General features: G+C 26.5%; 19 protein-coding genes. 3 read left to right on the top strand and 16 right to left on the bottom strand.

All coding sequences use genetic code 11. The features are described 5' to 3' along the window. Window positions 1–12 precede the first annotated feature (12 nt). Complete coding sequence (locus tag BPP43_RS11015) at window positions 13–1146, top strand: MFS transporter (RefSeq protein ID WP_013243637.1); 1134 nt, start codon at window positions 13–15, stop codon at window positions 1144–1146. On the opposite strand, the gene BPP43_RS11010 is transcribed toward BPP43_RS11015, so the two are convergent. Both BPP43_RS11010 and BPP43_RS11005 read right to left on the bottom strand, forming a co-directional pair. Further along, complete coding sequence (locus BPP43_RS11010; protein ID WP_015274972.1) at window positions 1147–2409, bottom strand: 3-deoxy-D-manno-octulosonic acid transferase; 1263 nt, start codon at window positions 2407–2409, stop codon at window positions 1147–1149. 18 nt (window positions 2410–2427) lie between these two features. Continuing rightward, window positions 2428–2715, bottom strand: a complete 288-nt coding sequence (locus BPP43_RS11005) for a hypothetical protein (RefSeq protein ID WP_013243639.1) — start codon at window positions 2713–2715, stop codon at window positions 2428–2430. Between the two features lie 538 nt (window positions 2716–3253). On the opposite strand from BPP43_RS11005, the gene BPP43_RS11000 reads away from it, so the two are divergent. Beyond that, complete coding sequence (locus tag BPP43_RS11000; RefSeq protein ID WP_013243640.1) at window positions 3254–4285, top strand: deoxyguanosinetriphosphate triphosphohydrolase; 1032 nt, start codon at window positions 3254–3256, stop codon at window positions 4283–4285. A gap of 283 nt (window positions 4286–4568) precedes the next feature. Here the strand turns inward: BPP43_RS11000 and BPP43_RS10995 are convergent, their stop codons facing one another. The 3 genes from BPP43_RS10995 to fusA form a co-directional block, all read right to left on the bottom strand. Beyond that, window positions 4569–4970 carry a hypothetical protein gene (locus tag BPP43_RS10995; protein ID WP_013243642.1) on the bottom strand — a complete coding sequence of 134 codons (402 nt, stop codon included), beginning with the start codon at window positions 4968–4970 and terminating at the stop codon, window positions 4569–4571. Window positions 4971–4973: 3 nt separating this feature from the next. Next, window positions 4974–5792, bottom strand: a complete 819-nt coding sequence (locus tag BPP43_RS10990; protein ID WP_013243643.1) for a PTS sugar transporter subunit IIA — start codon at window positions 5790–5792, stop codon at window positions 4974–4976. Window positions 5793–5871: 79 nt separating this feature from the next. Next, window positions 5872–7962 carry an elongation factor G gene (fusA, locus tag BPP43_RS10985; RefSeq protein ID WP_013243644.1) on the bottom strand — a complete coding sequence of 697 codons (2091 nt, stop codon included), beginning with the start codon at window positions 7960–7962 and terminating at the stop codon, window positions 5872–5874. Window positions 7963–8249: 287 nt separating this feature from the next. Here fusA and BPP43_RS10980 point away from each other — a divergent pair, with 287 nt between their 5' ends. After that, window positions 8250–9557, top strand: coding sequence for an MATE family Na+-driven efflux transporter (locus BPP43_RS10980; protein WP_015274970.1), 1308 nt, complete (start codon window positions 8250–8252; stop codon window positions 9555–9557). A gap of 56 nt (window positions 9558–9613) precedes the next feature. Here BPP43_RS10980 and BPP43_RS10975 read toward each other — a convergent pair whose 3' ends face one another. The 11 genes from BPP43_RS10975 to BPP43_RS10930 form a co-directional block, all read right to left on the bottom strand. After that, on the bottom strand, window positions 9614–11203 hold the full coding sequence (locus BPP43_RS10975; RefSeq protein WP_015274969.1) for an alkaline phosphatase: 1590 nt from the start codon (window positions 11201–11203) through the stop codon (window positions 9614–9616). 167 nt (window positions 11204–11370) lie between these two features. Beyond that, window positions 11371–12282, bottom strand: a complete 912-nt coding sequence (locus tag BPP43_RS10970; RefSeq protein WP_252832329.1) for a hypothetical protein — start codon at window positions 12280–12282, stop codon at window positions 11371–11373. Window positions 12283–12367: 85 nt separating this feature from the next. After that, window positions 12368–12991: a hypothetical protein gene (locus tag BPP43_RS10965; RefSeq protein ID WP_015274967.1), complete on the bottom strand. Its 624-nt coding sequence runs from the start codon at window positions 12989–12991 to the stop codon at window positions 12368–12370. Window positions 12992–13061: 70 nt separating this feature from the next. Next, window positions 13062–13352, bottom strand: coding sequence for a Bor/Iss family lipoprotein (locus tag BPP43_RS10960; protein WP_015274966.1), 291 nt, complete (start codon window positions 13350–13352; stop codon window positions 13062–13064). 141 nt (window positions 13353–13493) lie between these two features. After that, on the bottom strand, window positions 13494–14246 hold the full coding sequence (locus tag BPP43_RS10955) for a MerR family transcriptional regulator (protein ID WP_015274965.1): 753 nt from the start codon (window positions 14244–14246) through the stop codon (window positions 13494–13496). A 26-nt stretch (window positions 14247–14272) separates the two neighbouring features. Continuing rightward, on the bottom strand, window positions 14273–14548 hold the full coding sequence (locus BPP43_RS10950) for a Smr/MutS family protein (protein ID WP_015274964.1): 276 nt from the start codon (window positions 14546–14548) through the stop codon (window positions 14273–14275). Window positions 14549–14695: 147 nt separating this feature from the next. After that, complete coding sequence (locus tag BPP43_RS12605; RefSeq protein WP_014933647.1) at window positions 14696–14824, bottom strand: hypothetical protein; 129 nt, start codon at window positions 14822–14824, stop codon at window positions 14696–14698. Window positions 14825–14949: 125 nt separating this feature from the next. After that, on the bottom strand, window positions 14950–15894 hold the full coding sequence (locus tag BPP43_RS10945) for a hypothetical protein (RefSeq protein WP_015274963.1): 945 nt from the start codon (window positions 15892–15894) through the stop codon (window positions 14950–14952). A 273-nt stretch (window positions 15895–16167) separates the two neighbouring features. After that, window positions 16168–17505 carry a tetratricopeptide repeat protein gene (locus BPP43_RS10940; RefSeq protein ID WP_015274962.1) on the bottom strand — a complete coding sequence of 446 codons (1338 nt, stop codon included), beginning with the start codon at window positions 17503–17505 and terminating at the stop codon, window positions 16168–16170. A gap of 140 nt (window positions 17506–17645) precedes the next feature. Further along, a complete protein-coding gene (locus BPP43_RS10935) occupies window positions 17646–18368 on the bottom strand; it encodes an outer membrane beta-barrel protein (protein WP_015274961.1) in 723 nt (240 codons plus the stop codon). Between the two features lie 130 nt (window positions 18369–18498). Then, window positions 18499–19665 carry an ankyrin repeat domain-containing protein gene (locus BPP43_RS10930; protein WP_015274960.1) on the bottom strand — a complete coding sequence of 389 codons (1167 nt, stop codon included), beginning with the start codon at window positions 19663–19665 and terminating at the stop codon, window positions 18499–18501. Between the last annotated feature and the right edge of the window lie 158 nt (window positions 19666–19823).

The following is a 19823-nucleotide window of genomic DNA, read 5'->3' as shown; positions in this document are numbered from 1 at the left end:
GGATAATAAAAAATGCCTAATACTCTTTTTATAATAATGATACTATACTGGTTTTCTTTATACACTTATATACCTTTTCAAGTACCATATTTATATGCTTTAAATGTAACACCTTCCATAGTTGGTATAATACTTGGGCTTTACGGTGCTTCACAGATGATACTTAGATTTCCTTTCGGTATAATAAGTGATTATTTTGGAAAATATAAAATCTTTATAGTATTAGGTTCATTACTTTCTGCTGTTTCTTGTATTATAAAAATAGTTTATCCTAGTGCTAATGGATTTTTAGTCGGCAATATATTAACAGGTGTTGCTGCTTCTACTTGGCTTATGTATATGGTTTTATATTATTCTTATTTCGACAGAAGCAAAGAACATATGGCTGCTAGTAAATGTTTGGTTGCTAATGTTATAGGAATGTTTTTAGGATTTTTGTTTGCTACTATATTTTATCAAAAGTTTGGAATGAATCTTATGCTTATTGCTGCTGCTTTTGCTGCTTTTGCTGCAACTATATTGGCACTTTTCTTAAAAGAAGAGAAGAGAGAGAAAAAAAACAATATAAAAGATTTAATATTAGTTATAAAAAACAAAAGATTATTATTTTTCTCTGTATTAAGTATAATAGAACAAGGCATACATATGGCTGCATCAGTCTCTTTTACTCTAAACAGAATAAAAGAACTTGGAGGGGCATCATACCTTGTTGGAATAGCATCACTGCTTAATATGTTTTTTGCAATAGTGAGTGCATATATAGCAAGCACTTCATTTGCAAGCAAAAGAGGCTCTAAATTTTATGTTCCATTTTCTTTTGTGCTTTTAGGGTTATATTGTGTAGCTGTAATACTCACAAAAAATATATTTGTAATAGTAGCTTCTCAAATACTTTCAGGTTTATCAATAGGAATGCTTGCATCATATCTTACAAGCGAGGCACTCATAGAAATAGACAGAGATAAAAAATCTTCTGCTATGGGATTTTATCAAACTGCTTATTCAATAGGAATATTTATTTACCCTATAATAACAGGTAAAATAGTAGAGATGTATTCTATAGAGATGGCATATATATTTTTAACTGCCAGTGCTGTAATATGTGCATTTATAGCTTTATTATATTATAAGAAAGTTAAAGCCTAATTAAACTATACCAATATATTTATCTATAAACTCCATAGTCTTTTTACTAGCACCATTATTTTGTATAAGAAGCTCATAAGCACTATTTGCTAACTTTTCTCTAAGCTCTTTATTCTCATAAGCAAGTTTTATAACTTCCGGAAGATTTTCTTTTTCTTTACAATTAAATACACTCTCTTTCATATATTCGTAAATCTCTATAAAGTTATACATATACCTTCCAACTATCACAGCCTTTTTGAAATAAATAGCCTCAAGTATATTATGACCGCCCATATTTCCAATAAAAGTTCCACCCATTATAACAAGGTCAGAAAGTTTATACCAATTAAGAAGCTCTCCTATTGTGTTTATAATAATACCATCTTCAGAACTTCTATCATAATCAGTGTAAAGAGGCAAATTATATCCCAACTTTGAAGCTGTGTTTTTGATATCTTCTCCTCTCTCTATGTTTCTTGGCACTATTACAATATATATATCATCTTTTATGCCTATTTTATCTATAGCTTTTAATATTATTTCTTCTTCGTTACTATGAGTACTTCCTGCAACTATTACAAATTTATTTACAGGTATCATACTCTCTAAACTGTCTATCTTTTTTTCATCTACACTATAATTAATATCATATTTCAAATTACCAGTAACAGATATTAATTTTTTAGGCATACCTATAGTAATCATATTTTCCATATCAATACTACTTTGTGCAAGTATTTTTGCATACATATTAAAATAAGGCTTAAAGAAAAATTGAAAGTTTTTATATCCTTTAAGTTCTTTTTTGCCAATTCTACCATTGATTAAAAATATAGGTATAAGTCTCTTATGAAGCATATATATCATAGTAGGCCATATTTCAATTTCAGCTATCATCACATATTCCGGAGATATTAGATTTATAAGCTTGTTAATCATATGAGGATAATCTAAAGTTAAATAAAAAAGCTCTACTTTATCACCATAATTTTTTTTAGCAATATCATATCCGCCTACAGTAGTTGTAGATAAATAAACAGTATATCCTCTCTCAATTAAATTAAACACCATCTCTCTAACAGCAACTATCTCACCAACACTAACAGCATGAATCCATACAGCATTTTTATTATTTTCTTTAGGATAAATAAAACCTAATCTAGATAAAGCACCCTTTCTTATAGGTTTATTAAAAAACATCATAATAGAAAAAGCTATAAAAATAAAAGGATAAGCAATATACCCAAAAAGAAAATATATATAAAGAAGAAATAACTGCATTATAAAACTTTCCAACAATTAGAAAATAATAATCATCAGTGTAAATAATATTATTAAAACATATATAAGTAAAGAAATTACAGCCTTTACTATGGCATGCTGTTTTCTAGTACCCCAATCGCATCTTGCAGATACTGCTATAAAAGAAATAAAAATACCTATCTCTATAACATTTAATAAAATCAGCATTACTAAATTAAATCCAGAAGTGATATTCTTGTGTGCTAGTATTATAAATGCTGCTATAGGAAAAAGCATAAATATAGAAGCATTGATTATCTTATGTATAACAATATATTTACTCATAGCTAAAATTATAATATATATATGTATTATGTCAAATATTTTATATGGTTGTATTTTTATATAGATGTTATCAAATTTTTTTCGTGCATTCTCTACTGACTTCATCAAAAATTTTTACTCTATGGGTACGCTTAATGAAAAACACAAATATTGTAAGCCAATATTTAATATATACTGAAAATTTTTAAGTTTGTCAAAATTTAGTTTTTTAAATTTAAATTATTTGCAGGGCTTCGCCCCGCACCCCAGTTCTTTTTGTGACCAAAAGAACCAAAAAGACTGCATTTGACGAAGTCCATAGCGTGTAAGCTGAATTTATGTTTTATCCAACATTTAACACATATTTATAAAATATTAGCCATAGTATATGCACTTTTTGCAACTTTTTGCGGCGGGAAAAAGTTGAATAAAACAAAAACTTATATAACAAAATATAGTCGTTTATATACTAAATAAACAATACACACAATATTTTATGTAATTGTATTTTTTTTATTATAATGTAATATTAACATAATATATAAAAAGGATATTAATTTTGAGAACAATAAGATTAGATATAGAAACAAGAGAAAAAAGTTTTTTGTCGCCTGCAGCATCATTTTCTTCAAACAGTAAAGGCTGCCAACAACCAAGAGAAGAAGATGATATAAGAACTCTTTATATGCAAGACAGAGACAGAATCATACATAGCGAATATTTTAGAAGATTAAAAGACAAAGCACAAGTAATAATGCTTTCTGTTGGTGATTTTAGAACAAGACTCACACATACATTAGAAGTTATGCAAATAGCAAGAAGCATAGCAAGAGCATTGAGGCTTAATGAAGATTTAACAGAAGCAATAGCATTAGGACATGATTTGGGACATTCACCATTTGGACATGCCGGAGAGAGAGCTATATCAAAATATTTCAAAGGCTTTCATCATTCTGTGCAATCTTTAAGAGTAGTAGAACATTTAGAAAAAGGCAAAGGATTAAACCTTACATTTGAAGTAAGAGATGGTATATTAAAACACACTAAAGGAAAAACAGGAAAATTACTTACAGACTCATCAGGACCTTCCACTAATGAGGGTATGATTGTGAGAATTGCTGATACTATAGCCTATGCTAATCATGATGTTGATGATGCTATAAGATATGGACTTTTAAATTATCATGATATACCAAAAGATATAATAAATGTTCTTGGTAAGAGTTACGGAGAGAGGGCTGATACTATGATAATGGGTGTAATTAATGCTAGTATGGAGAAAATGGAAATAGATATAGATAAAGAAGTATTAAAGGCTATTAATGATTTAAGGGCTTTTATGTTTAAAAAGGTTTATGAAAGTAAAGAAATATTGGAAGATGTTGATAGGGTAAACAGAATAATATCTACTATATTTGAATATTTATTAAAACATTTAGAAATTATAGAAGAAGATAAATTATTTAAAAAAGCAGATATTCCTTATAACAGCGATGAAGAGTTGGTAAAAGATTATGTAGCACATCTTACAGACTCTGAAGCTATTAAACTTCATAAGTCTATTACCTACGGCAAACTTAATTCTATTTAAAAATAGTTATAAGGAAAGAAATATATTTTCTTGATTTTTTGTGAAATAACTATATTTTGACATATAAGTTTTTTATTCAACTTTTTCCCGCCGCAAAAAGTTGCAAAAAGTGCAAGTAAAAGAACAATGCTAATGATATTTACTATGTATTTTAGCCAAAAATGCAGTTCTTTTGCTTCTTTTATACCAATAAAAGAAGTGGGGTGCGGGGCAAAGCCCTGCAAATAAAAAATTAAAATATGTTTTTTGATGAACTAAAATTTCTTAGTATATAAATCAACAACTATATTACAGAAGTTTTGAACTCGCTAACAAATGTGGAGTCTTGATTGTCTTTTAAAATAACTTTTGAAGTGTATATTGAAGGAGGTAAATAATTACCGTTTTTGTCTATAGCAGACCATATTGCACTAGCTTCTTTTTTATCGGCAGATATAGTCATAGTTTTTTCATCTACCAAACTACCCTCTTGAGAATAAATATAAAGCTTAGCTTCTATTATCTCTCCAGTATCTATAGAAACTTTAAAAGTAGTATATGTTTCTTTAGGATTAAAAGGATTAGGATAATTAAAAAACTCTTTAATGTTAGAGCTAGGTTTATTTGCGGAACAAGATATATAAAGAATAGCTAAAGAAGTTATTAAAAATACCTTAGCTATTCTTTTAAAAATATTATTTTTCATTAATTAGTCAGTAGTGAATAATATTCTTCCGCAGTGGAAGCACATAATAATCTGATTCTGTCTTCTAACTTCATTAACAGTCATTTTAGGTATAGCTACATTACAAGCACTGCATTTATAATTTTCAATTTTTGCAAGAGCTTCACCTTTATTTTCTTTAATTCTCTTATAGTTTTCTAATACAGCAACATCAATTTTGCTAAGAATAGTATCTTTATATTTTTTGTACTCTTCTAAAACTAAATCTGATTTTTGCTGAGAGTGAGTAGAACTATAAAGTTCATAAGCTTTAATTTGTATTTCAGCTCTTTCAAGTTCTATAAGGAATTTAATTTGTTTTTCTGCTTCAAATTTTTCATCTAATTTTTTGAAAGATTCTAATACAGTTTCTAACTCTTCAAAATTCTTAGTAGCTATTATTTTATCTAATATTTCTTTTTGGTTAACTAAAAAGAATATTTGAGAAAGATTTAAAAGATAATCTTGAGGGTTTTCAAGATCAGAAAGTATAGCAAATACGAGTTTAACAGGACTCTTTTCATCAGAATCTGAGTCATAGTTTATCTCATTTTTTAGGAAACCTACAAATATGTCAGTTTTACCATAACCCTGAATTCTACCATGCGGAACTGCAACGCCATTACCAATATTAGTTGTGTACTCATCTTCTCTCTTTTTCAAAGCATCAAATATAGAATCAGTAGAAAGTGAAGAAACAGAAGCTATTTTTTCACTTAAAGCTTTGAAAAGAGAATCCTTATCTTTTGATTCTAAGCCTTCAAATACATGTTCTTTTTTTATTTTGTCAATAATCTTGAGCATATAATCTCCTAATTTATTATTAAAATATTATATTATAGTATATAAAAAATATCAACTTATATTTATATACATTTTAACCCTATTCAGCATTTCCAAGCAAAGCCTTACGCTCTTCAATAACCTTATCAGCCAAAGGACCAGTAAGCTCTTGATAATGTGAATGTTCCATCTCAAAAGTACCCCTTCCAGAAGTAGAAGCCTTCATTTCTATAGAATAAGTAAGCATCTCTGAAAGCGGAACTTCTGCCTTAATCATTTGTACAGTGTTTGATGCAGCCTCCATTCCTAAAATTTTGCCTCTTTTACCTGTAAGCTCATTCATTATAGAACCAGTAAACTCTTCAGGCACATAAACTGTAACCTTCATAACAGGTTCAAGCAACACAGGTGAAGCATTTTTAAAAGCCTCCTTAGCAGCCATAGATGCAGCTATTCTAAATGATAATTCATTAGAATCCACATCATGGTACTTACCATCATAAACTCTCACTTTAACATCTACCATAGGATATCTTCCTAAAGGTCCTTGTGCTAAAGCATCTTGTATACCCTTTTCTACACCAGGTATATATTGTTTAGGTATAGCACCTCCAAATATATCGTTTACAAATTCATAACCGCCATCACGTGGAAGTGGTGAAACCTCTAAATGAACCTCTCCAAATTGTCCGCTTCCGCCTGATTGTTTTTTATGTCTGTATTGTGCTTGTGCTTGTTTTCTTATTGTCTCTCTATATGCAACTCTTGGAACACTTTGCTCTATTTCTGCTTTTGTAAGAGCAATAACTCTATCTAATGCCAATTTTACTTGCAAATCTCCCATAGCTTTTATGATAGTTTCTTTTGTTTCGCTATCAAACTCTACGTGGAAAGTCAAATCTTCTTGGCTAATAGTATCTAATACCTCCAATGCTTTTACATCATTTTTAAGTATTTTAATTGCTGTAAAATATATTGGCTGAGGAACTTTAAGAGCTAAGAATTGGAAAGGTGAAGAAGGCACGCTTATAGTATCACCTGTTCTACAATCAGAAAGTTTTGCTAATACTCCAATATCACCTGCTGTGATTGTATCTGCCTCTATTTGTTTTTTTCCTCTTGCTATATATATGTGTGAAACTTTTTCTTTTTTGCCTGTTCTAGAATTATATATTTCATCTCCGCTTTTTATACTTCCAGAACGAACTTTAAAGAAAGAAATACGTCCTGCATATTGGTCTATTGTAGTTTTAAATACAAAAGCTGCAAATGGATTATTATCGCCTAATATAGACCTTGTAGCTGGCTCATTAGTTAAAAGGTCAGTACCGTCTGTAACAGGTACATAAGAAGGCGAAGGCATATATCTTATTATAGTATCAAGTACAGCACCCATTCCTATATCTCTAATAGATGTACCAAAAAGAATAGGTACTACCTTGTATTGAAGAATAGATTTTGTTAAAGCTTCTATATATTCTTCATCGGTAAACTTACCGCCATCTAAGAACTTTTCTGTTAGAGTATCATCTACTTCACATACAAGCTCTTTTAATCTGTCTCTTGTAGCTCTATATTCATCATAATATTCTTCTGGTATTTCTGCCTCTACTATTTTACCCTCTTCATCTCTAAAATAAGCCTTATGATAAATAACATCTATAATACCTTTGAAATCTTTACCATTACCCATAGGTATTTGTATAGGCACGACAGGAGGCTCTTTGAAGTTATTTTCTATCTTTTCTAATAAAGTCTTATGATCAACCATATCTTTATCAATTTTATTAATAAATACAATTCTTGGTCTTTTGAAATTATTAGCCATCTGCCAATGCTTTTCTGTTTCTATTTGTATGCCGAACTCAGCATCTATTACAACAATGCATGATTCTGCAACTCTTAAAGCTGGGTTAATATCGCCGCTAAAATCACCCGAACCAGGAATATCCAGCAAATTAATCTTATGGTCTTTCCACTCTATAAAGCTTATAGAAGTACGAATCGACATTTTCTGCTTAATTTCTTCGTCTGTATAATCGCTTACTGTAGTACCTCTTGCCACTTCTCCTTTTTTGTCAATACACTTGGCCCTAAAAAGAAGTGCTTCATTTAAAGAAGTTTTACCACTTCCAACATGCCCTAATAGGGCTACATTACGAATACTTTCTGGGTTGTAAATTTTTCCCATAAACATTCCTCCTTATGATGGCGGTTATTTTTATTATTAATGTTTTTATGATTTTCTATTGACTTGTGATTGCTTAGAAGATAAGCAGGTTCATAGAAAGCTAAATACTGCATGTTAACTCAAGTATAGTAAAAAAAATATCAAAAATCAAATTCTACTATATATTTTTAATGCAAAAATTAATATTTATTTATGAAACAACAATTATATTATTAGAATTTATTGATAAAATATTCATATTAATATATGATACGTATTATTTTTTGAGTGTATAGAGTGATATATTCATGAATTTGCTTAGAAAAATTAATTTTAAATTATTTATAGTTTTAATCATACAAGCTTTAATACCTTCTATTTATTCAACTTTTAGAATATATTTGTTAGACAGCTACCCTGATGCAAGTGCTATAAATATAGCATCACAACAAATGTGGCTTGGAATCATATACGAAGTCTTTGAAGAAGCAATAATAGCTCCACTGTTTTTCTTTTTAGGAAATATAAAAGATGATGATATTAATAATCATAAAGAAGTTTTTATAAATAAATTAAGAAGTTCTATTATAATAATAATTTTTATTTATATTATAATGGCTTTAATTATAAATATATTTGCAGGAAACCTAGTTACTGCAATGAAACAGCAAACTGATTTATATGCTCAAACAACAACATATATAAAATTAGAATCTTTTGCTAATATTGCTATAGTGTTATTTCATTTAATGATTGTAGCTCATACTTCTTTAGAAAATTATAAATCAATATTTGCAATAACTACAATAAAAATGTTTCTAACTATTATTCTTGATATACTCTTTGTTTCTCAATATAGCATATCATTAAACTTGGGTGTTAATGGCATAGCTTATAATAATATAATATCTAATTTAATAGCTGTTATAATTGCTATATTTCTATTGAATAAATGCGGATATAATATTTTATCTAAAACCAAATTAACTTTTCTATGGAATAAAAAAATTACTTCTCTAAATGTTATATCTGGGCTTGAATCTTTTTATAGAAACTTAATTTATAGTATAGTGCTTGTGAGAATGATAAATATTATAGGAGAGCAAGGAAATTATTGGATTGCTAATTCTTTTTACTGGGCTTGGCTATTAATACCAATAAATCAAATAGGCACACTCATAAAAACAGACCTATCAAAAAAGCATAATAGAAGCTTAAAACCTTATGTATTATTAACTACTATATTTGTGTTAATATGGATTGCTTTAATACCAACTTATAAATATTTTATAAAATATATAATGAATGCTCAAAATCTTGAATCGGTTATGAACTTGATTATGATACTTTTTCCTTTTTATATATGCTATGCATACTACACCATCATTTCAAGTTTATTATATGCAATAGGTCAAATAAAATATATGCTATTACAATCTTTTTTAGTTAATACTTTCTTTAATATTCCATATTTTATTTTATATTTAAAAGGTGTATATGAAATAACATTATTAAATATAACATTGATATTTGGCTTAGATATATTAATATCAACTGTGATAATATATCTAATTTATTTCACTATGATAAGAAAATTAAAGAATAATGAAATATAATTAAAAAAAGCGTAAGCATTAAAAAATACCTACGCTCTCTAAAACATTAAATAATATTATTTTAATATATCTAAAACCTGAGAAGGGAAATACCATTTAGATTCATTGTAAACAACTACACCGTCTAAAGTTTTTCTCTCTCCATTTACAATTATTATATTTCTATTTTTCATTATTTGAGCAGTTTTATCTCCAATATGCATAGTAAGTATATTACCGTCTGATGTTAATTCCACACCTGCCTTTTTTAATTCATCTTCACTCATAAATAATTTTTTTGTAGATTCATCTAAATTTATTTCCATAGCAGAGGCAATATTTTTAGCTATATCAGTATTATCTATAAGTCCTATAATTCTTTTGTTGTTTGGCAAATATGTATATAGAGGAACATCTTCTCCAGTATGACCATGTGTGCTGAAACCTAAATAAGCTCTTTTTGCTAATATTGGTCCTATAGCATAATGTAAATCATCGCCTGTTTTTCCTCTAAGAGAATTAACCTCTTCTTCTGTCATATCATCTATAGCATAATATTTTTGCATAGCTATTTTTATATCTTCTCCAGCTTCTATTTTTCTTGCCACATACTCAGCAGAACGAGAAGCTTTTTTTACAGGCTCTATAAAACTTTCTAATGTTCTTTTGTGATAATCTGAAGAAGTATCATAATTACCCATAGTAAAACCGCTGTTTCCATGGTCAGTTACAGCTATAACCATAGTATTATTATCTTTTTTAGCAAAATCTAATGCAGCTTTTACAGCATCAACATAAGCTAAAGTATCAGAAACTAATCCAACAGGGTCATTAGCATGAGCTGCCCAGTCAACTTTTGAAGCCTCTACAATCAAGAAGAAACCTTTGTCATTTTTAGAAAGTATATCTATAGCCTTTGAAGTCATTTGAGCTAATGAAGGCTGAGTTGTCTCTTCTCTGTCTATCTCATAAGCTAAATCTGCATCAGCAAAAAGTCCTACAACTTTATCACCTCTAAAAGAATCCAATTCATCTGAAGTTCTAATTAGAGAATAGCCTAAATTAGTTATTTCTGATATTAGATCTTTTCCGTCTTTTCTAGCCTCTTTAGTAAAAAACTTATACCCTCCTCCTAATATAACATCTATATCTTGAAACACTTGCTGTTCGCTTAAGTCGTCATAATCTTTTCTAGTGATGTCATGAGCAGAAAAAGCTGCAGGAGTGGCATGCATAATTTCTGAAGTAGAAATTACTCCTGTAGATTTACCAAGAAGCTGAGCTGCCTCCAACACATTTGCTATAGGAGCTCTTGCTTCTGTAGGTATTGATGAATTAGGAAGTATAGCTTCATCTGGAAGTATACCTATAAACTGCTGATAAGATGATTTATAGCCTGTAGCTAAAGCTGTACCTGCAGGTGCTGAATCGGCTATAGGAGAATCAGCATTATGAGTTCTCACTGCTCCGCTTAACATCTCATCTATTGCTAATGAATCGCCGCCTTTAAACCATCTTGAGTATGTGATTACATCAGAGCTTTGTCCGTCTGCAATTAGTACTATAACGTTTTTAGCTTTTGGGGTGTTTTCTAAATTAGTGTAAGGCTGTTGACCGCATCCGATAAAAAATGCGGATAAAAGAAGAATAGGTAATAATTGAATCATAGATTTCTCCAATCTTTATAATTTGGTAAAAATCTGATATCAAATTTTACGCGTATATTTTATATTATAACAAAATAAAAATCAACTATTTAAAAAATAATTTCCATACTTTTTTATAAAAAATCAAATTTATTTTTAGTTTTATCTATTCTAATCTTTATTATCGATTAAAAAAACAATGTAACCTCAATACCTAATTTACTTTCCATGCTTCTGTAGGCATATAATTGCCTAGAACGCATATACTCATATTTTAACCCTATGGTAAATCTATAAATTTCAACTCCAATACCTAAAACTATAGACGGATATAATTTATCATAGCTATCTAAAATATTATAACCATTTATTGTTCTTTCAACAGTATTGATTCTATCATAATCAAGACCCAAATAAAAACCAGTTATTAAACTTATCTCACCCCACAAAGGATATCTAAAGTCAGTACCATAATATATACTAAATAGATTTATAAAGTTTGATTCATAAAAACCTGTCATAGCAAAAGAAAATCCGCCATAAAAACTAAAATATCCATATTTATAGTTAAGAGAAAAATTCATAAGCTCTATACTAGAATCTCTAAACTCTTCTTTATCTCTATTATAAAGTTTATCATCTCCAAGTATATCTCCAGCTATATGAGTGCATATATGACGAACAGGAGTAAACCTAAATCTTAATGTATCATTATATATATAATCAAAATATAGCTCTACTTGCATATATGTACCAAAGAACAAACTCTCTCCATACAAAACACTGCTATAAGGTTTATAAACAGATAAAAAAAACTGTGTAAGAAAACCAACACCAATTCTAAATCTATGTTTATCTTTATAATTGAATGCTATTGGATATATTTCTGAACCTAAAGTAGGCTGATGAAAAAAAGCCATATTCTCAAAATGATAATTAGGGTTTTCATACATAGCCTCTATATTAAATATATCCCCCAACCAATATTTACTATTATAAACATAAGGGTCTAACCAACCATATAAATATTTATCAGTATCATAAAGCCTAAAAGGATTAAATGACCATTTAGATTTTACCTCCTTTGTATTTAAATCCATGGCTTCATTATCTTGAGTATACAAAGATAATGAAAGAAATAAAAATATTAAAAAAAGAATTTTAATCTCATAAAAAATATAACTCTTAAAAACTGAAATTAACACTATTTAGAGAATTTGCTATTCTAATTAAAGAATCTTCCAAATAGGAAACAGGAAACGTATAATTTAATATGAAATAATAGCCATTATTAGATTCAAAGATTATATAAAGTATGCTAGTAGCATTGTTCATGTTAATTTTAAACTGAATATTTTTTTTGCCATTAATAGTATAATATTCTTCTGTAAAATTATCTCCATTATTCATCTTTCTTATAAAAGAAATTAAAGAATTGATATTACCTCCTTCTTTTTTAGTATAGCCTGCTAAACATGTTATTTTTACTTTCTCATCTATAAACATACTATCAACATCAAAATAACCTTTTCCATAACCTGTTTTGGAGATTATATCATCTCTATCTTTATCTGTCAATTTAATAGAGTTTATTGGAGGAATAAAACTTACAGAAGCATTTGTAATAAAATATATTTCATTAGTAGAAATATCACTTCCTAACTCTAATTTCTTAAAATTAATTTCTTTGTTAGAAAAGAAATCTGCATCACTTACTGCATCATTATTATAAGACTCGTTTATATTCTCTTTTTTATTGCAGCTTAATAATAACAATATTAATAATAAATAAAAAATATTTTTTCTCATAAATACTTACCTAAATCAATAATTAGGACTATCATAATTTTTTTTATAATAGTCCATGAATAATTAAATTTTATTTAGTAACTGTTACTGTTCTGCTTTGGAAAGTAACTATACCTGTTAAAAGATTTAAGAAAAAGTCTCCAGCATTTTGTCTAGTATATATCTCATAATCTTTTGCATCGCCTGCCAATTCTTTAGTGTCTACAAAACCAACAGGAACTAATCCCCATAAAGCATACCACTGCTTTCTCTCTACTTTTACACCAGTTTGAGGTCCATTACCAACTACGTGTCTATGCTGTGATATACATGAAGTAGCAAATAATGCCACAACAAACATGAGAACAATAAACTTTTTCATTTTTTATCTCCTTAAAATAAAATTTATAAATAATAGGAATTTAGATTTTCCTAATATTATGCCAAAATAGATTTTTTAAAAAATAATATATTCACTTTCATACTTTAATCAACATAAATGATATATAAAGCACATATATCACTATGGTGAGGTATTAGTTTTATTTCCACTTATGATGCTGTAAAATTGTTTGGAGAATTTTTTCCTGTCAAAAGAATTATTGTCATAAGAATTGTATAAACTCAAAAGTATTAAAGATAATAACAATACACTTAATTCATCAGAATTTAAATTGCTGCTTTTATAATCATTTAATATAGTGTTTAAATACTTATCATTAAAAGTTTCTTTAAAATCATCATCATTAATGTTAAATATATTTTTTACTTCATTGCATATAGAACTTACTAATTCATCTTCTATATGTTTTATGTTTTTTACAATGTATTTCATCTTCATAAGCAGCTCCTTATTTTTTATTAATTTTGACAAGAAAAGTATTTCAAAAGATTTATTTTCAAAAACAACCTTTTCTATCTCTCTTATTTCAAGCCCATAAGATTTTAATTTCACTATTTCTTTTACAATATCAAGATGCTCCATTATGTAGTATCTGCTTTCTGTTCTAATCATTCCCCTCTCAACTCTATATGCAGGAAGAAGCTCTTTATTGTCCCATTCCCTAAGTAAATTAATACTCATATTTTTTATATTGTTATTTTCTAAAAGTTTTAAAAATTCTCCTATAGATATTAATCTTTTTTTGCTTTTCAAAATAAATGAATATTTTGGCAAAGCATATTTTTTATTCTTTATAAAATAATACACATCAAAAGCATTTATATTTCTTTTGGCATTTTTATCTATATTATTGTTTTCATCTCTTCTTGCCATTTTACACTTACCTTATTCGCACAAAATTAAAAAGTTATAATCATAGAACCATTAGCTGTTTTTTTATTTAGTTTGTACTCATATCCGAAATATTTATATTTTTCAGCTTGTCTTAAAATAACATATTTCAAAACAGGTCTTTTATTTTCACTGTGAAGCCCCCTTCCAAATACTATTTCTATATTAATGCTTAAATTATCACCAAATAATAGTTTTAATATACATAACATCATTAATAAACTTGTGAAATACCTTCTAGCTTCTTTTGCACTTTTTCTATGTAAATCAATAAATAAATTCATTATATAATCTCCTTATTATAAATATTAATTTTTCTTTTCACCTAACCATCATTACATATAAATTTTTTACATAATAATTTCTAAACTTTAAGCCGCCCCAAACTAATAAGTAATTTGAGGCAGCCTGAAGAAATAAATTTTACTTAATTATTTCTTCTGATTAGGGTTCATCTGTTTTCCTCTATTACCCTGATTTTTGTCATAAGTAATATTGGTTCCAGGTGTACCTTTGTTTGGATTTGAAATATCCGCATTATGATTTGGTTTTTTGCTCATATTTATACTCCTTTATATATCAGTATGGTTAGATAATAACACATGACAAATATTTAGCATTTGGAGTATAATTTTTATTTTAATACTTCAAAATTTTTTTAAATTTGCTGGACTTTAAGATTAATTTAATTGTTTTTATCATATGAAAGTTTTATATCTTCATTATAATAAAGTTTTGTAAAATTATATAGCTCTATATAATCTACTAAAACTCTATTAAAATTATTATCAGATGATACTTCAAATATTATATTCTCTTCATCTTCTTCTAAATATATATTATCTTTTTTTAAAGGCAAACTCATATATTCTAAATCTTTTATCTTTTTTCTTAAACCCAAAAAATCAGCCCTAGAAATATGTCCTAAAAAATATAAAAATACTATTATTTGACTGCTAAAAAAATCAGTATAATTTTTTAAATATCTTTTATATTCTATTTGATAATCTATAAGTTTATAATGTAAATTAATATACTCTTTAAAATCATAATCATATACAAAACCATCATATCTTTTCAATAAATCTATATCATAATAACTTTTTTTATTTTCTACTTCCTCATCATAATAAAAATATTTTTCATCTTCTTTTTTTATTAAAGATTCATATTCTTTTTTATAAATCTCTAAAAGTTTACAATAGTCTTTTTGGTTAATCTTTTTTTGTTTAAAATAATCATAGATAAAAAATGGCATATAATACAATTTATAATCATAATATATTTTATCATTATACTTTTTATTAATTTTTTTTATCTGTTTAACTAAAGCTTTAATTTTCTTCTCTATAAAATCAACATAATCTAAATCTATATCATACAATATCTCTCTTATATCTGTACCAAACTCAAGATTATCAACTAAAAAATCAAGTATATCCAATTCTTCAAGTATATAAAAATAAGAGTAATTATCATTTTCTTTACTCTTTAATTTATATGCAGGAAGTATTTTTTTTCTATAAGCTTTTTGCTTAAGATAGCCTTTTATTTTATTTATATCATTTTGTGTTTCTATCTTTTTATTTGTAGTAAAATTATAATATTCTATAAAAGCATCTAAACTCAAAAAATAAAATCCTTTAATATTTGAAATAGTATCGTAAATAGCTTTTTTATCTATTTTAGTTTCTTTTTTATTTGTATTTTTTATATCATAATCAAATGTATCTATATCTTTTAATAATATTTTTCTTATCTTATAATCTTTATTTTTTTCTTTTTCCCTTCCAGAAATACTTTCTACAATATAAATATTTTTATTACTATTTTTTATATTATCTAATGAAGGTATAATATTTTTTTATTGTATTTTAAACTATTATAACTAATATCTTTATTTTCAGATGCCATATCTTTGTAAATCCGTCAACATTTTTTTTATTATATAATATTCTCTTTTTTTATCTTTTATCATCATAAGTATACTTTTTAAAATATCCGTTAATTGCTTTTTTAATTTTTTATTATAATTTCCAATTTCATAAATATGATATAATGCTAAAACCTTATAATAATTATAATTAAAAGAGTTTTTATCAAATCTTTCAATATGCTCTAAAATTTCATTGCTAAAATTCTTCACACTCCCAAAATCGTTCTCTTTTTTATAAATAGAGATTAATTTTAAAATATTTTCTAAAAAGTCTATATCATCATAATTATTATCAATTTTATATTTACACACTGCAATATAATATTTTACTTTTTTGTAATTTTTGCAATTTTCATCTATTTTAGAAAAATATTTATAAGCCTCATCATATTTATTTAACTGAAGTTTTAATTTTGCTATGTTATAATAAGCTAAAGAATCATCTTTATAATCAACTTCTATATCATCAAAAAGAATATCCGTATTATTTAATTCATAATTACACCAAGCAATATAGTGGTCGCATTTTATTCTATCTACAACATCTGAAGAAGATTCTCTCATAAATATTTTTTTAGCTTCTTTAAAATCATTTAAAGCTTCATTATATTCTTTTAATCTGTATTTAAGTTTTGCCCTATTATAATAGCCATACGAATATTTACTTATTGAAATATTGAAATCTTCTAAAGCTTCATCATATATATTTAAATTGAATTTAATAAAACCTCTCAAATTATATAAATCATATTCCATATTATTGTTTGTTTCTATAAAATAATTATAATTTTCTATAATATCAGAATAATCATATTTAACTTTTTGATTATTAAAATCTATCATATAATCTTTTATCTCTTCAATATTTTTTAATATTAAAGTTTTTTTATTTTGATAATATAATGGATTTTTTAAGAAATTTTTTATTAAATTTTTTATTAAATAATTATTTGCAAGTTTTTTTAATTGAGCAATATCTGATTTTATTTCTTTTTTAATTTTAGAAACTTCTTTACCATTAATTTTCATTAATTTCTTTTTTGACTTAATTTTATAATAATATGATAATGGATAATATTTCTGAAGCTTTATAGATATATCAAAATACTTAATTGCTTGTTTTAATTTTTTTTTATTATTTTCTGACTTTATAAAAATAATATATCCTAATAAACAATATGCTTTATAAAAAGTTTTATCTCTCTTAATTAATTCTTCTAATAGTTTTAGTGTTAAATTATATGATTTATTTTTGAAAGAACTATTAACAAAATATATTAAATTATTTACATTATAATTTTTCATTATTACACAGCTAAACACTATTAAATTATAAAATATAATAATATAAAAATTAATAAATATCAATAAAAAGGTGCATGCATTTTTATTGCACACACCTTAAAACATTAAATCATTTTTTATAAAATTTTATATAGAGGGGATTAATTATCTACAAAATAAAGACTTATTTGTGCACCTATATCAAAAGCACCCAAAGACTTTTTGCTAAATCTATCATCTGCCTTAAATGAAGGACCAAAATCATATCCTGCATATATTCCAAGTCCGAATGCAGCTTCTTTATTAAAGAAAAATAAATAATCAACAGTAAGCTTTATATAAGGTATTACAAACATATCAAATTTATTTTTTGTACTATCAAAATTATATTTATTATTGGCATCTACTAATTGCTGAGTTTGTTCGTTATATGTTTTAGTAGTTTCACTCGAAGCAAGAGGAATCTTAACTCCTCCTCCAATCCCTATAAAAAATCTTGCTATATTAAACTTAGGAAGAAGTCCAATAGATATAGTATCAAAATTATAAGAAGTATTAACAGTAGAATAAGAATTATTTCCTGTAGCCACACTTTCTTTGTATGCAAAAACATCTCTATGATAAGCTAAATCTAATGCCAAAGAAAAGCCCATATAATCATCAAAATCCTTATAAAAACCAGGAGTAATACCAAGCCCCCATTCAAAAGCACCAGATGTACTTAAAGCACCATTTTTAGTATCAACACCCGCTTTATGAGTTATTGAACTTTGTGATATAGAAGCCCCAAGAGGAACTACTATACCAATTCCAAAATCGGCAGCAAAAATACTATATGAACCAATTAAAAATAATGAAAAAATTAGAAGAAATAGCTTTTTCATAAATAATCTCCTTTTTTTAATTATGTATATCAATGAAGGACATTATTTATTATAGCAAATTGTAAATTAAATGTCAAGTAAAAGTAAATATTTTTTACTAAAAACAAATAAAAGTAAAGTTTTTTTAATTTTATTTAGAAATATTGCTTAAAAACTCATATACTTCTAAATGACTCTTCCTCTTAGCAATATCTGAAGCAGTCTCTCCTGCCTTTGATTTGTAATTAATATCAGCACCAGAATCAACTAATATCTTAACAATATCCAAATTTCCTGCAGCAGAAGCCCCCATCAAAGCAGTATAACCCTCTTCTGTAACAGCATTAATATCAGCTTTGTATACTAAAAGCTCTTTTACTATATCAATATGATTTTCTATTGAAGCTATAATTAAAGCATTATATCCAGAATTGTTAGTTTTATTAACATCAGCTTTTTTTCTTAATAGTTCTTTTATTACATCAGTATATCCGTCTATAGAAGCAGCAATTAAAGGAGTAGTACCGTCAGAAGCAGCAACATTTACATCACTTTTACTTTTTATAAGCTCTTTTACTATGTCTAATCTTCCAAACCTAGAAGCATAAATTATAGCAGTAATTCCATTAGAACCTCTAAAATGAACATTAGCCCCAGCAGCAATTAACTTCCTCACAATATCAACATTTCCAGATATAGAAGCCATAAGTAAAGCATTATCTCCCAAACCATTTGCCTGATTCACATCAACTTTTAACATTATAAGCCTTTCAACAATCTCTATATAAGCAGAATCAGAAGCTATCATCAAAGGAGTATTACCATTCTTATCAGCAACATTAATATCAGCACCATATTCTATAAGCAAATTAAAAATATCAATATTCCCCCTCACAGAAGACCACATTAAAGCAGACCAGCCATCATTGTTTGTTGTATTAATGTTTGCTTTATTATCTAATAAAAGTTTAATTGTAGAATAATGCCCCTCAAGCACAGCACCCATCAAAGCAGTATTTCCAAAATTGTTAGTATTATTAATATTTACATTAGCATTAATAAGCTCTCTTACTATATCAACATTTCCATAAAGTGCCGCCCATATTAAAGGAGTATTGCCCTGCTCATCTCTAATCTCTAAATCTTCACCGCTATTTATAATATTTTTTAAAGTATTAATATCATCTTCAGCAATAGCCTTAATAATAGGAATATCTATAGGAGGATTTTGCTCTTCTTCATTATAGTCCTGAGAATATAAATTATTTAAACACAAAATATTTAAAGATAAAATTATAAATATTAATCTCTTTAACATAATTAATCCAAAATAAAATATTATTAATTATAACATATATAAAATATTATTATAGCCATTCATTTATAATTTTTTTTATTTTAATCATATATAAAAAGTCAAAAAATTATATTTTTCATATTGAAAATAATACGTATACATACTATATTTAAAATAAA

The sequence above is a fragment of the Brachyspira pilosicoli P43/6/78 genome (assembly GCF_000325665.1).
Taxonomy (GTDB): Bacteria; Spirochaetota; Brachyspiria; order Brachyspirales; family Brachyspiraceae; genus Brachyspira; species Brachyspira pilosicoli.
Note: the sequence above shows the minus strand (reverse complement) of the source record. Positions and strands in the feature narration are given on the sequence as shown.